Genomic DNA, 13,133 nt, shown 5'->3' with positions numbered 1-13,133 from the left:
CCTACGGCTCGTGGCGCCCGCACTCGCGGCCTGGGCGACGGCGGCGCTGCTGCTCGGGGCACCGGCGGGATGGGCCGTCGGGGTGGTGACGGGGTGCACGGTCGTGGCCGGTGCGCTGCTGGTGGCGGGGCTTGGCCGACGGGGGTCCCGTCTCGGTCGGGCCGCGATGCCCGCGGGCACCGGGCGGCCGGCCCGCAGGGTGCCGACGGGGTGGCCGGCCCGCAGGGTGCCGACCGGGTGGCCGCGGGTGTCTGCCGCCGCCGTCCTGCTCTGCGTCGCCGGGGCCGCCGCCTCGGCGGGGCTGCACGGAGCGGATCTGCGCCGGGGACCGGTGCCGGGACTCGCGCGGACCTACGCCACGGTGACGGCCGAGGTCGAGCTCACCTCGGACCCCCGGCTGTCCCGTCCCCGGGTCACCGGTAACCGCCTGGCCCGGACCTCGGTGCTGGTGCGGGGAGAGGTCCGGGGGGTGGTGGCGCCGACCACTGCGACCGGGGTGCCGCGGGCGGTGTCGAGTGCGGCGGCGACGATGACGGAGACTCGGGCGCCGGTGCTGGTGATCGTGGACGCGGGGCCTGGGGAGGCGGTGCCTCAGTCCGGGAAAGAGCCCGGCGGGGTGCGCGCGAGCGCGGTGGGAGGGTCTGCCGGGCGGGTGCCTGGGGGCGTGGGCTTGCCTGGTGCGGGGGCCGGCGCCGCGGTGCCGCACCTGGCCGGGAAGACGCCAGACAGGGTGCGTACGAGTGTGGTGGGGGCATCCGCCGCGCGGGTGCCTGAGGGCGACGGCTTGCGTTACGGGAAGGCCGGAGCTGCTGTGGGGTCTCCTGAGGGGAGGTCGCCTGGCGGGGTGCCCTTGGGTGCGGTGAGGGCAGCGGCCGAGAAGGCGGCGCTCCGGGCCGAGGGGCTGCCTGGTGTGCGGTTCGGTGCGCCGGCGGCGCCCGCGGTCGCAGGCTCGTCCCGCGACGAGTCCGGCGGAGCCGCCCGGGCCCAAGCTGTGCGGGCGTCCTGGCTTCGGCTGTTGCCGTCCACTCGGGTGCGGGTGACCGGGCGGTTGGCGCCGGCCGCGGTCGGGGGTGACCGGATCGCGGGTGTGCTGCGGGTGAGGGCAGGGACGGCGCCGGAGGTGGTGGTGGGGCCGTCATCGACCCAGCGGTTCGCGGGGCGGTTGCGGGCCGGGCTGCGGGAGGCGACGGACGGGCTGCCGGCGGACGCGCGGGCCCTGCTGCCGGGACTGGTGGTGGGGGACACCTCGCGGATCGGACCGGAGCTGGACCAGGCGTTCCGGGAGACGGACCTCGCTCACACGCTGGCGGTGTCCGGCAGCAACCTCACCATCGTGCTCGCCCTGCTGCTGGGCCCGCCCGGGCTGGCCCAGCGCGCCGAGCGGCGGGGACTGGCGCCACGGCTCGGAGTCTCCCTGCGCGGGACCGCGGTGCTCGGCGGAGCGCTCACACTGGGGTTCGTCGTGGTGTGCCGACCGGACCCGAGCGTGCTGCGGGCGGCGGCCTGCGGAGCCGTCACCCTGCTCGCCCTCGCCACCGGCCGCCGCAGATCCCTGATCCCGGCGCTGGCGACGGCGGTGCTGCTGCTGGTGCTGTACGACCCGTGGCTGTCGCGGAGTTACGGCTTCCTGCTCTCGGTGCTGGCCACCGGGGCGCTGCTGACGCTCGCCCCGAGGTGGAGCGCGGCGCTGCGCCGACGCCGGGTGCCACCACGATTGGCGGAGGCGCTGGCGGCCGCCGCGGCGGCGCAGGCGGTGTGCGCGCCGGTCGTCGCGGTGCTGTCGGCGCGGGTGAGTCTGGTGGCGGTGCCGTGCAATCTGCTCGCCGAGGGCGCGCTGGCACCGGCGACCGTGCTGGGTTTCGCGGCGCTGGCGGCCGCTCCGGTGGCGATGCCGGTGGCCGAGGCGCTGGCCTGGTGCGCGAGCTGGCCGGCCGGATGGATCGCGACCATCGCACGCACCGGGGCGTCGCTGCCCGGCGCGGGCGTGGACTGGCCGGGCGGCTGGGCGGGCGCGGGGCTGCTGCTGTGCGCGACGGCGGTGATCGTGGCGGCCGGCCGGCGACTGCTGCGGCACCCCTGGCTGTGCGCGCTGTGCGGGGCGCTGCTGATGCTGGCGGTGGTGCAGCCGCCGCCGCTGACCCGGGTCATCACCGGCTGGCCGCCGCCGGGCTGGCGGCTGGCGCTGTGCGATGTGGGTCAGGGGGACACGACCGTGCTGGCGGCGGGCGAGGGCACCGGAGTGGTCGTGGACGCCGGGCCGGATCCGGCGCCGGTGGACCGGTGTCTGCGGCGGCTGGGCATCACCAGGGTTCCGCTCGTGGTGCTCACCCACTTCCACGCCGACCATGTGGCCGGACTGCCCGGAGTGCTGCGCGGACGCTCGGTCGGCGCGATCCAGACGACGGGGTACGAAGAGCCCGCCGACCAGGCGGAGTTCGTCAGGAGGACGGCGGCGGCGCGGCGGATCCCGGTCACCCGGGCCGTCGCCGGCGAGCGGCGGCGCAGTGGCGGCCTGTCCTGGGAGGTGCTGTGGCCGCCGCCCGCGGCGCCGGTGCCGGAGGGGCCGAACGACGCGAGCGTCGCCCTGCTCGTCCGGTCGGCGGGCCTGCGGATGCTGCTCCTCGGTGACCTCGAACCCCCGGCCCAGCGCGCCCTGTTGCGCACTCCGGCGGCGGGCCTGATCGGCGGTGTGGACGTCCTCAAGGTGGCCCACCACGGCTCCGCGTACCAGGATCCCGAGCTGCTGCGCCTGACGGCACCGCGTCTCGCGCTGATCTCCTGCGGCACCGACAACCCCTACGGCCATCCCGCGCCCGGCACGCTGGCGGCGCTGCGGGCCCAGGGTGCCGCGGTGCTGCGGACGGACCGGGACGGGGCGGTGGCGGTCGTCGGCTCGGACGGGGAGGTGCGGGTGGCGCGACACTGAGAGCATGAACACCGATGAGGTCGACGCCTACCTTCAGCGCCTGGGCATCGCCCGGCCCGCCCGGCCCACTCTGGACGTGTTGCGCGAACTGCATCTGCGGCATCTGCGGACCGTGCCCTTCGAGAATCTGTCGGTCCACCTCGGCGAGGAGATCGTGCTCGACGAGAAGCGCCTGCTGGACAAGGTGGTGGGCGCGGGACGGGGTGGATTCTGCTACGAACTCAACGGTGCCTTCGCCGTGTTGCTGGACGCCCTGGGGTTCGATGTGACGCTGCTGGCGGGGCGGGTGTACGGGGAGGAGGGACGGCTCGGTGTCCCGTACGACCATCTCGCGCTGCGGGTGCGGACGGTGGACGCCGGGGAGTGGCTGGCCGATGTCGGGTTCGGGGCGCACAGCCACTATCCGCTGGCGATCGAGGACCGGCACGAACAGAGCGATCCCGGGGGCGTGTTCCGGATCGTCGAGGCGGGACCGGACGCGGCCGGGGTCCGGGGCGGCGCGAAGGCGGCGGACGCACTCGATCTGGACGTGTGGAAGGACGGCGAGCCCGAGTACCGGCTGGAGACACGTCCGCGGGTGCTCGCCGACTTCGTGACCGGGGCCTGGTGGCACAGCACCTCCCCGCAGTCGCACTTCACCCGGTCGCTGGTGTGCTCCCTGGTCACCGAGGACGGCGGGCGGATCACGCTGTCCGGACGGAAGCTGAAGACGACGGCGGCGGACGGGACGCGGGAGGAGTTCGAGTTCGGCGAGGGGGACGACGAGGAGGTGCTGGCGGTGTACCGGGAGCGGTTCGGGATCGTCCTGGAGCGGGTGCCGCAGGTGCGTGCCTCGGACGGGAGCGACTGACCCCCGTCGTGGTCACCGGTGGTCGGTGGCGGGTGCGGCGGCCGGTTCGGCGTGCCCGAGAATGGTGCCGTGAGCGATGTGAGACATGTGCTGGTGCTGCCCGACCGTGACGCCGCGGAGGAGGCGGCCGAGGCGCTGGGGGAGCGGTTCGGGCTGGACGAGGAGCCGCAGCTGGTGCGGGACGCGCTGGCCGGTGAGGACGACGCGGAGGACGCGCAGTGGCTCGTCGTCGTCGCCGACGAGGCCGGGCGGCTGGACGCGCGGAAGCTGGACGAGTTCGCGGGGGAGTGGGACGGGTGGCGTGAGGAGCCGTAGGCCCGCGGCCCCGGGCGGGCGCCGTCACATGGGCTGACGCAGCCGCCGGCGCCCGCTGTCAGTGCCCCGTGCCATGCTTGTCCCGATGGCCAGGAAGACTGCGAACGACGACCCTCTCGCCCCGGTGACGCTTGCCGTGGGCCAGGAGGACCTTCTGCTCGACCGTGCCGTGCAGGAGGTGGTGGCCGCCGCGAAGGCCGCCGACGCCGACACGGACGTACGCGACCTGACCCCCGATCAGCTGCAGCCCGGCACTCTCGCCGAGCTGACCAGCCCGTCGCTCTTCGCGGAGCGCAAGGTCGTGGTCGTACGCAATGCGCAGGACCTGTCCGCGGACACGGTCAAGGACGTGAAGGCCTATCTCGGCGCGCCCGCCGAGGAGATCACTCTCGTGCTGCTGCACGCGGGCGGCGCCAAGGGCAAGGGGCTGCTGGACGCCGCGCGCAAGGCGGGCGCGCGCGAGGTGGCCTGTCCCAAGATGACGAAGCCGGCGGACCGGCTGGCCTTCGTCCGGCAGGAGTTCCGCGCGGTCGGGCGGTCGGCCACACCGGAGGCCTGCCAGGCGCTGGTCGACGCGATCGGCAGCGATCTGCGGGAGCTGGCCTCCGCGGTGTCGCAGCTGGTCGCCGATGTCGAGGGGACCATCGACGAGGCCGTGGTCGGGCGGTACTACACCGGCCGTGCTGAGGCCTCCAGCTTCACCGTCGCCGACCGGGCGGTCGAGGGGCGGGCGGCCGAGGCCCTGGAGGCGCTGCGCTGGTCGCTGTCCACCGGGGTCGCCCCGGTGATGATCACCAGCGCGCTCGCGCAGGGTGTCCGGGCGATCGGCAAGCTGTCCTCCGCGCGCGGCGGCCGGCCCGCCGATCTGGCGCGGGAGCTGGGCATGCCGCCGTGGAAGATCGACCGGGTGCGTCAGCAGATGCGGGGCTGGACCCCGGACGGCGTGGCCATGGCCCTGCGGGCGGTGGCCGAGGCGGACGCCGGTGTGAAGGGCGGCGGGGACGACCCGGGGTACGCGCTGGAGAAGGCCGTGGTCGCCATCGCGCGGGCGGCGAGGTCCCGGGGGCGGGCGTAGCCGCGGGGGAGGAGAATCGTGCGTGTCAGCCGTATGTCGCCGGGCAACGGAGAGGTGGCGATCACCATGGCTGAACACCCGCACGCGGCTCTGGTCCGCAAGGGGTACGACGCTTTCACGCGCGGGGACATGGACACCCTGCGCGGCATGATGACCGGGGACTGCACGCACCACGTTCCCGGCTCGCACCCGCTCTCGGGTGACCACAAGGGGATCGACACGATCCTCGAGGGGTACTACGGCCGCCTCTTCTCGGAGACCGGCGGTTCGTTCCGGGTCGAGCTCCAGAACGTGTTCGTCGACGGTCGCGGTCACGCGGTCTCCGTGCACCACGCCACCGCCGACCGGGGCGACAAGCACATGGACGAGGGCGGAGGCATCGTCTTCCGGATCGTCGGGGAGAAGATCACCGACCTGGACGAGTGCGTCGAGGACATGGACCGGGCCGACGAGTTCTGGTCGTAGACCGGCCCTCCGGCCGACACGGCCCCGGGGGACACCGGGCTCCGGCCGACACGGCCCCGGGGGACACCGGGCTCCGGCCGACACGGCCCCGGGGGACACCGGCCCTCCGGCCGACACGGCCCCGGGGGACACCGGGCTCCGGCCGACACGGCCCCGGGGGACACCGGGCTCCGGCCGACACGGCCCCGGGGGACACCGGGCTCCGGCCGACACGCCCCCGGGGGCACCCCCCGGCGGGCCCCCGGCGGGCGCCGGCCTCGCCCGACACTGGGCCCCCGGCCAACATCGGGCCCGGCCGACACGGGCCGGCGGACACCGGCCCCCGGCCCCAGCCGACACAGGCCGCCGCCGGACACCGGCCCCCGGACCCTGGCCCCCCGCCGATACCGGCCTCCCCAGCCGCCCCGCGGGCACCGGCCCCGGCCGGCACCGGCACCGAGCCCTCGCGGACACCGCTCACCGCACACCGAGCCCTCGCGGACACCGCACACCACACACCGATTGCCGCGCACGCCGGACACGCCGAAGGCCCCGCCGGTCGCCCTGGGGAAGGGCGGGACGGCGGGGCCTTCGGTTCGAGCTCGTGTGGAGTCCGTACCCGCGTGGCGAACGCAGGCCGCGTACGGATCCGGGGTGCCGGTCGGGAGCGGAGAGAGAGGGCCCGCTCTGGGTCCTACCGGCGATCAGACCAGATAAGGGGTTCAGCCCTTGAGGGTCGCGACCTTCGCAGCCAGCGCCGACTTCTTGTTGGCGGCCTGGTTCTTGTGGATGACGCCCTTGGAGACGGCCTTGTCGAGCTGACGCGCGGCAGCGCGCTGGTACTCGGTGGCCTTCTCGACGTCACCCGCGGCAGCGGCCTCGCGGGCCTTGCGGATCGCGGTCTTCAGGGAGGACTTGACGGCCTTGTTGCGCAGCCGAGCCTTCTCGTTGGTCTTGATCCGCTTGATCTGGGACTTGATGTTCGCCACGAATGAGCCTTTTCAGGTTCAGGCACGGGGCCAGAGCGATCCAGCGGATCCATCGGGTCCCGTACCAGGTGATTTCCGGAGTCGTGTCTCGCGCTGAGAGGGCAAGAGACACAGCCACCCAGACTACCAGCGGCCTCGCCGGTGGCCCAAACCGGTCGCCGGTCGCCGCCCGTGGGACCATGGAAGCTACGTATCGATCCGACCCGAGGCATAAGGCGCCTCAAGAGACAGGACCCTGCGTGCCCGCGACCCCTAACAATGTGCCCGAGCCGAGCCGTACCGACCCGGCTCTGATCCGCAATTTCTGCATCATCGCGCACATCGACCACGGCAAGTCCACGCTCGCCGACCGGATGCTCCAGCTGACCGGTGTGGTCGAGCAGCGGCAGATGCGTGCTCAGTACCTCGACCGGATGGACATCGAGCGCGAGCGCGGCATCACGATCAAGTCCCAGGCCGTGCGCCTGCCCTGGGCGCCGACCCACGACAAGGGCAACACGCATATCCTCAACATGATCGACACCCCGGGGCACGTCGACTTCACCTACGAGGTCTCGCGGTCGCTCGCCGCCTGCGAGGGGACCATCCTCCTCGTCGACGCCGCCCAGGGCATCGAGGCCCAGACCCTCGCCAACCTGTACCTGGCGATGGAGAACGACCTCACGATCATCCCCGTGCTGAACAAGATCGACCTGCCGGCCGCGCAGCCCGAGAAGTTCGCCGAGGAGCTGGCCAACCTGGTCGGCTGTGACCCGAGCGATGTGCTGAAGGTCTCCGCCAAGACCGGCCTGGGCGTCGAGGCGCTGCTCGACAAGGTCGTCGCCGAGATCCCCGCGCCGGTCGGCGTCAAGGACGCCCCCGCCCGCGCGATGATCTTCGACTCCGTCTACGACTCCTACCGGGGCGTGGTCACCTACGTCCGTGTCATCGACGGCCAGCTCAACAAGCGTGAGCGGATCCGGATGATGTCCACGGGCGCCACCCACGAGCTGCTGGAGATCGGCACCAACTCGCCCGAGATGCTCCCGGCCGACGGCCTGGGCGTCGGCGAGGTGGGCTACCTGATCACGGGTGTGAAGGACGTCCGCCAGTCCAAGGTCGGTGACACCGTCACCAGCCAGCACAAGGGAGCCACCGAGGCGCTCGGCGGATACAAGGACCCGAAGCCGATGGTCTTCTCCGGTCTGTATCCGCTGGACGGCTCCGACTACCCCGAGCTGCGCGACGCCCTGGACAAGCTCCAGCTCAACGACGCCGCGCTGGTCTACGAGCCGGAGACCTCCGCCGCCCTCGGCTTCGGCTTCCGTGTCGGCTTCCTCGGTCTGCTCCACCTCGATGTGATCCGCGAGCGGCTGGAGCGCGAGTTCGGGCTCGACCTGATCGCCACCGCGCCCAACGTGGTCTACCGCGTGGTCATGGAGGACGGCACCGAGCACACCGTCACCAACCCGAGCGAGTTCCCCGAAGGCAAGATCAACGAGGTCTACGAGCCGGTCGTGCGCGCCACGATCCTCGCGCCGACCGAGTTCATCGGCTCGATCATGGAGCTGTGCCAGACCCGGCGCGGCACCCTGCTCGGCATGGACTACCTCTCCGAGGACCGTGTCGAGATCCGCTACACCCTCCCGCTCGCCGAGATCGTCTTCGACTTCTTCGACCAGCTGAAGTCCAAGACCCGCGGCTACGCCTCGCTGGACTACGAGCCCACCGGCGAGCAGACCTCCAGCCTGGTCAAGGTCGACATCCTGCTGCACGGCGACAAGGTGGACGCCTTCTCGGCGATCACCCACAAGGACGCCGCGTACGCCTACGGTGTGCGGCTGGTCGCCAAGCTGCGCGAGCTGATCCCGCGGCAGGCCTTCGAGGTGCCCATCCAGGCCGCCATCGGCTCCCGGGTCATCGCCCGCGAGACCATCCGCGCCATCCGCAAGGACGTCCTCGCCAAGTGCTACGGCGGTGACATCTCCCGTAAGCGGAAGCTGCTGGAGAAGCAGAAGGAGGGCAAGAAGCGGATGAAGATGGTGGGTTCCGTGGAGGTTCCGCAGGAAGCCTTCATCGCCGTGCTCTCCAGCGATGAGAGCGCGGGATCCGGCAAGGGCAAGAAGTAACCAAGGGTTACACGCCCGGTCACCGACGAAACGGACGCCGAGGGGCCCCTCGTACGAAAGTGCGGCGGGCCCCTCGCGCATGTGCCGGGGCGCTCTCTGTAGGAAGTGACAGGGCGCGGAGTCTTACGCAGCGGCCGGTCGGGCTCTAACCTGTCCCTGCTCGCTAGTTACTCGCGAGTTAAACAACGCGTCGTGAGTGAAAAGCCTTACTGACTTTCCGCAGACAATTCGCACTGAGCCAGCCGCACCGCCGCGGGCCCCGGAGGATGTCGTGACCGACACACAGACCCTGATCGAGAACCGTCCGCCGTCCGTCGCGGGCCTCTTCCTGGAGCGCGTGACCGCCACACCGGACGCCGAGGCCTACCGCTACCCGGTGCCCTCGGCCTCCGGCGACGGCCCGGACGAGTGGAAGTCGCTGAGCTGGACGGAGGCGGCCGAACGGGTGTACTCCATCGCGGCCGGGCTGATCGAGCTGGGCGTCGAGCCGGAGCAGCGGGTCGCGCTCGCCTCCTCCACCCGGATCGAGTGGATCCTCGCCGACCTCGGCATCATGTGCGCCGGCGCGGCCACCACCACGATCTATCCGCAGACCAACGCCGAGGAGTCGGCGTTCATCCTGTCCGACTCCGGCAGCCGGGTGCTGATCGCGGAGAACGCCGAGCAGTTGGCCAAGGCGCGGGAGAAGCGCGACGAGCTGCCCGAGCTGACGCATGTGGTGGTCCTGGACGCCGAGGGTGTGGAGACCGGCGACTGGGTGCTCAGCCTGGACGAGCTCCAGGCCCGGGGCGCCGCCCGGCTGGAGAAGGAGCCGGGGCTGATCAAGCAGCGCGTCGGCGCCATCACCAAGGACCAGCTCGCCACCCTCATCTACACCTCCGGCACCACCGGACGCCCCAAGGGCGTGCGGCTGCCGCACGACAACTGGTCGTACATGGCGAAGGCGATCGCCGCGACCGGCCTGGTCGGCCCCGACGACGTGCAGTACCTGTGGCTGCCGCTCGCGCACGTCTTCGGCAAGGTGCTGACCTCCGGGCAGATCGAGGTCGGGCACGTCACCGCGGTCGACGGCCGGGTCGACAAGATCATCGACAATCTGCCGGTGGTGCAGCCGACGTACATGGCGGCCGTGCCGCGCATCTTCGAGAAGGTCTACAACGGTGTCGCCGCCAAGGCACGGGCCGGCGGCGCCGCCAAGTACAAGATCTTCCAGTGGGCCGCCGGAGTCGCCCGCGAGTACGCCAAGGTCACCCAGGACAACTTCCGCCGCACCGGCACCGCCTCCGCGCCGTTCGGGCTGTCCGCCAAGCACAAGGTCGCCGACACCCTCGTCTACTCCAAGCTGCGCGAGGCCTTCGGCGGCCGGCTGCGGGCCTGTGTGTCCGGCTCGGTCGCCCTGGCACCCGAGATCGGCTACTTCTTCTCCGGCGCCGGCATCCACATCCTGGAGGGCTACGGCCTCACCGAGTCCTCCGCGGCCTCCTTCGTCAACCCCGGCGAGGCCTACCGCACCGGCACGGTCGGCAAGCCGCTGCCCGGCACCGAGGTGCGGATCGCCGAGGACGGCGAGATCCTGCTGCGCGGCCCCGGCATCATGGAGGGCTACCACGGGCTGCCCGAGAAGACCGCCGAGGTGCTGGAGGCGGACGGCTGGTTCCACACCGGCGACATCGGCGAGCTGTCCGCCGACGGCTACCTGCGGATCACCGACCGCAAGAAGGACCTGTTCAAGACCTCGGGCGGCAAGTACATCGCGCCGACCGAGATCGAGGGCTCGTTCAAGGCGGTCTGCCCGTTCGTCTCCAACATCCTCGTGCACGGCGCCGACCGGAACTACTGCACCGCCCTGATCGCCCTCGACGAGGCCGCGATCCTGGGCTGGGCGGAGGAGCACGGGCTGGAGGGCAAGTCGTACGCCGAGGTGGTGGCCGCGCCCGCGACCGTCGAACTGATCGACGGGTACGTGCAGCGGCTCAACACCCAGCTCCAGCGCTGGCAGACGATCAAGAAGTTCCGGCTGCTGCCGCGCGACCTCGACGTGGAGCACGGCGAGATCACCCCGAGCCTGAAGCTGAAGCGGCCCGTCGTCGAGCGCGAGTACAAGCACCTCATCGAGGAGATGTACGAGGGCACGCGCGAGGCGTAGCAGGTCCCGCGGGCGGCCCCGAGCCGGCCGCCACGACCGCGCGGGCGGCCACGGAGGAAGGTTCACCGTGGCCGCCCGCGCGGTTTCCGTGTCCGTCGGATGCTCGAAACCGTGCGTCAACCGGTCCCGGTCGAAACCGGATACGACCACGCACGTACCACGGTTCTCTCTCATGGCGGCCCACTTCGATAACTCCGTGCTGCTGGACCGGTTCGGTCTGTCACCCTGTCGGCATCGATCGAGACGTACCCGATCGTCCGACTGCTCGGGGAGCTGGAGATGGGGGCCATTCCGACGCAACGCGAGTCGCCGCGGGACTGGGGCGCCGACTTCGTCGCCGCGTACCCGCCTGCGCAGATGTCCGCACAGGTGTGCGTGTCCCTGGACGGCAGCCCCCTCGCGCCCGGCGCCGGCCGCCGGCTGCTGCGCACCGCGTTACGGGAGTGGGCCGAGCTGGGACTGCCCGGCGCGGACCGGGTCGGCGAGGACGCCGCGGTGATCGTCAGCGAGCTGGTCACCAATGCCGTGGTGCACGCCGGCACCGACGTCGAACTCGCCTACCGGCTGGAGACCGAGACCGGCGCGCTCGTCGTCGAGGTCACCGACCGGCATCCGGCCCGTGCCCCGCGCGACGGCGACACCGGCCCGGCCCCGGCCCACGAGACCCCCGAGTACGGCCGCGGTCTGCGCCTCGTCGCCACCCTCGCCGAGTCCTGGGGCGTCACCTACCGGCGGGGCGCCAAGACGGTGTGGGCGCGGCTCGGCGGCCCGGAGCGCGAGGCGGGCGAGGAGGAGGCAGCGGACCCGGCGTACGGCGACACGCTCGGCGTGGCCGGGCTGCTCGCCCCGCGGCCGCGGCGCGCGGAACGCGACCGGGAGTGGCTGGGGCGGGGCGCGCTGTCCTTCCTCGCCGAGGCGTCCGACCTGCTCGCCGGGCAGCTCGACGAGGACCTGGTCGCCGCGCTCACCGGCCAGCTCCTCGTGCCGCGGCTCGCCGACTGGTGCGCGATCTGGCTGGAGGACGAGGCGATGGGGCGCGGCCGCTGGACCGACGGCGGCACCGGCGCCCCCGGCCCCCGGCTCGCCCGCGTCTGGCACGCCAGCGAGGACCGCATGGAGGAGCTGCGCCACGCCCTGGAGAAGGAGCCGCCGCACACCGGCGAGGATCTGGACGGCGGCCCGGCCCCGTACCCCCGGCACGAGGAGCGGTACGAGGAGCGGCACGAGGAGCGGCACGAGGAGCGGGCGGCGGACGGCGGCGAGCGGTCCGGCATCCGCGAGGAACCCGGCCCCGGCCGCCCGGCGCCGGGTCCCTCCGCCATACCCGCTCCCGGCGCGGCCCTCGCCTTCCGTCTCGTCGCCGGAGGCCGGCCGCTGGGTTCGCTGGTCATCGGGCGGGACGGTGACACGGGGTTCCCGGACGAGGTCACCGGGCTCGTGGAGGACCTGAGCCGCCGGGTCGCGCTGGCCATCGGCGCGGCCCGGCAGTACGCCCGGCAGGTCACCATCAGCTCCGTCCTCCAGCGCGGGCTGCTGCCCGACGCGGTCGCGGAGATCCCCGGGCTGCGCAGCGCCCTGGTGCACGAGCCCTGTGACGTGGGCGGCCCGAGCGGCGACTTCTACGACCTCTTCCCCGCCGGGGCCGGCCGCTGGTGCTTCGCCATCGGCGACGTCCAGGGCAAGGGCCCGGAGGCGGCCGTCGTCATCGGCCTGGCCCGCCCCTGGCTGCGGCTGCTGGCCCGCGAGGGCTACCAGGTCGCCGATGTCCTGGACCGCCTCAACCAGCTCCTCCTCGACGACGCCACCGAGGCCGCCGACGCCGCCGCTCGCGCCCTGGCCGGCCCGGTCGGCCCCGGCGACGGCCCGCAGACGCGGTTCCTGTCCCTGCTCTACGGCGAGCTGGTCCCCTTCGACGGCGGCGTCCGCTGCACCCTCGCCTCCGCCGGCCACCCGCTCCCGCTGGTCCTCGGCCCCGACGGCGCCGTCCGCACGGCCGCCGGCCCGCAGACCCTGCTCGGCGTCGTCGAGGACGAGACGTACGTCAGCGAGACCTTCGAGCTGCTCCCCGGCGACACCCTGCTCTGTGTCACCGACGGCGTCACCGAGCGGCGCTGCGGCCCCCGCCAGTTCGACGACGGCGACGGGCTCGCGGCCGCGCTGGCCGGCTGTGCGGGCCTGAGCGCGGAGCTGATCGCGGAACGCATCCGAGAGCTGGTGCACGGCTTCGGCGGGCTGCCGCCGGAGGACGATCTGGCGCTGCTGGTGCTCCAGGCGGAGTAG

9 protein-coding genes are annotated in these 13,133 nt (G+C 73.0%); 8 read left to right on the top strand and 1 reads right to left on the bottom strand.

The window, feature by feature from the left end; all coding sequences use genetic code 11:
* The first annotated feature begins 247 nt into the window (after nucleotides 1–247).
* The 5 genes from ABT232_RS00610 (at nucleotide 248) to ABT232_RS00590 (ending at nucleotide 5,631) form a co-directional block, all read left to right on the top strand.
* Complete coding sequence (locus tag ABT232_RS00610) at nucleotides 248–2,926, top strand: ComEC/Rec2 family competence protein (RefSeq protein WP_502975306.1); 2,679 nt, start codon at nucleotides 248–250, stop codon at nucleotides 2,924–2,926.
* A gap of 4 nt (nucleotides 2,927–2,930) precedes the next feature.
* Nucleotides 2,931–3,776, top strand: coding sequence for an arylamine N-acetyltransferase family protein (locus tag ABT232_RS00605; RefSeq protein WP_351833840.1), 846 nt, complete (start codon nucleotides 2,931–2,933; stop codon nucleotides 3,774–3,776).
* Nucleotides 3,777–3,845: 69 nt separating this feature from the next.
* Nucleotides 3,846–4,091, top strand: a complete 246-nt coding sequence (locus tag ABT232_RS00600) for a hypothetical protein (RefSeq protein ID WP_351833839.1) — start codon at nucleotides 3,846–3,848, stop codon at nucleotides 4,089–4,091.
* Nucleotides 4,092–4,176: 85 nt separating this feature from the next.
* Entirely contained in the window at nucleotides 4,177–5,166 is a 990-nt protein-coding gene (gene holA / locus ABT232_RS00595; RefSeq protein WP_351833836.1) for a DNA polymerase III subunit delta, read from the top strand.
* 66 nt (nucleotides 5,167–5,232) lie between these two features.
* Entirely contained in the window at nucleotides 5,233–5,631 is a 399-nt protein-coding gene (locus ABT232_RS00590) for a nuclear transport factor 2 family protein (protein ID WP_351834773.1), read from the top strand.
* 701 nt (nucleotides 5,632–6,332) lie between these two features.
* Here ABT232_RS00590 and rpsT read toward each other — a convergent pair.
* Nucleotides 6,333–6,599, bottom strand: a complete 267-nt coding sequence (gene rpsT, locus ABT232_RS00585; RefSeq protein WP_351833833.1) for a 30S ribosomal protein S20 — start codon at nucleotides 6,597–6,599, stop codon at nucleotides 6,333–6,335.
* Between the two features lie 239 nt (nucleotides 6,600–6,838).
* Here rpsT and lepA point away from each other — a divergent pair, with 239 nt between their 5' ends.
* The 3 genes from lepA (at nucleotide 6,839) to ABT232_RS00570 (ending at nucleotide 13,133) form a co-directional block, all read left to right on the top strand.
* Nucleotides 6,839–8,707 (top strand): translation elongation factor 4, encoded by a 1,869-nt coding sequence (gene lepA / locus ABT232_RS00580; protein WP_351833830.1) that lies wholly within the window; start codon nucleotides 6,839–6,841, stop codon nucleotides 8,705–8,707.
* 271 nt (nucleotides 8,708–8,978) lie between these two features.
* Nucleotides 8,979–10,853 carry an AMP-dependent synthetase/ligase gene (locus ABT232_RS00575; RefSeq protein WP_351833828.1) on the top strand — a complete coding sequence of 625 codons (1,875 nt, stop codon included), beginning with the start codon at nucleotides 8,979–8,981 and terminating at the stop codon, nucleotides 10,851–10,853.
* Nucleotides 10,854–11,132: 279 nt separating this feature from the next.
* Nucleotides 11,133–13,133, top strand: a complete 2,001-nt coding sequence (locus ABT232_RS00570) for a SpoIIE family protein phosphatase (protein ID WP_351833826.1) — start codon at nucleotides 11,133–11,135, stop codon at nucleotides 13,131–13,133.

The organism is Streptomyces sp. NPDC001532 (assembly GCF_040298625.1).
GTDB lineage: Bacteria > Actinomycetota > Actinomycetes > Streptomycetales > Streptomycetaceae > Streptomyces.
This window is presented reverse-complemented; position numbering and strand designations above follow the sequence as displayed.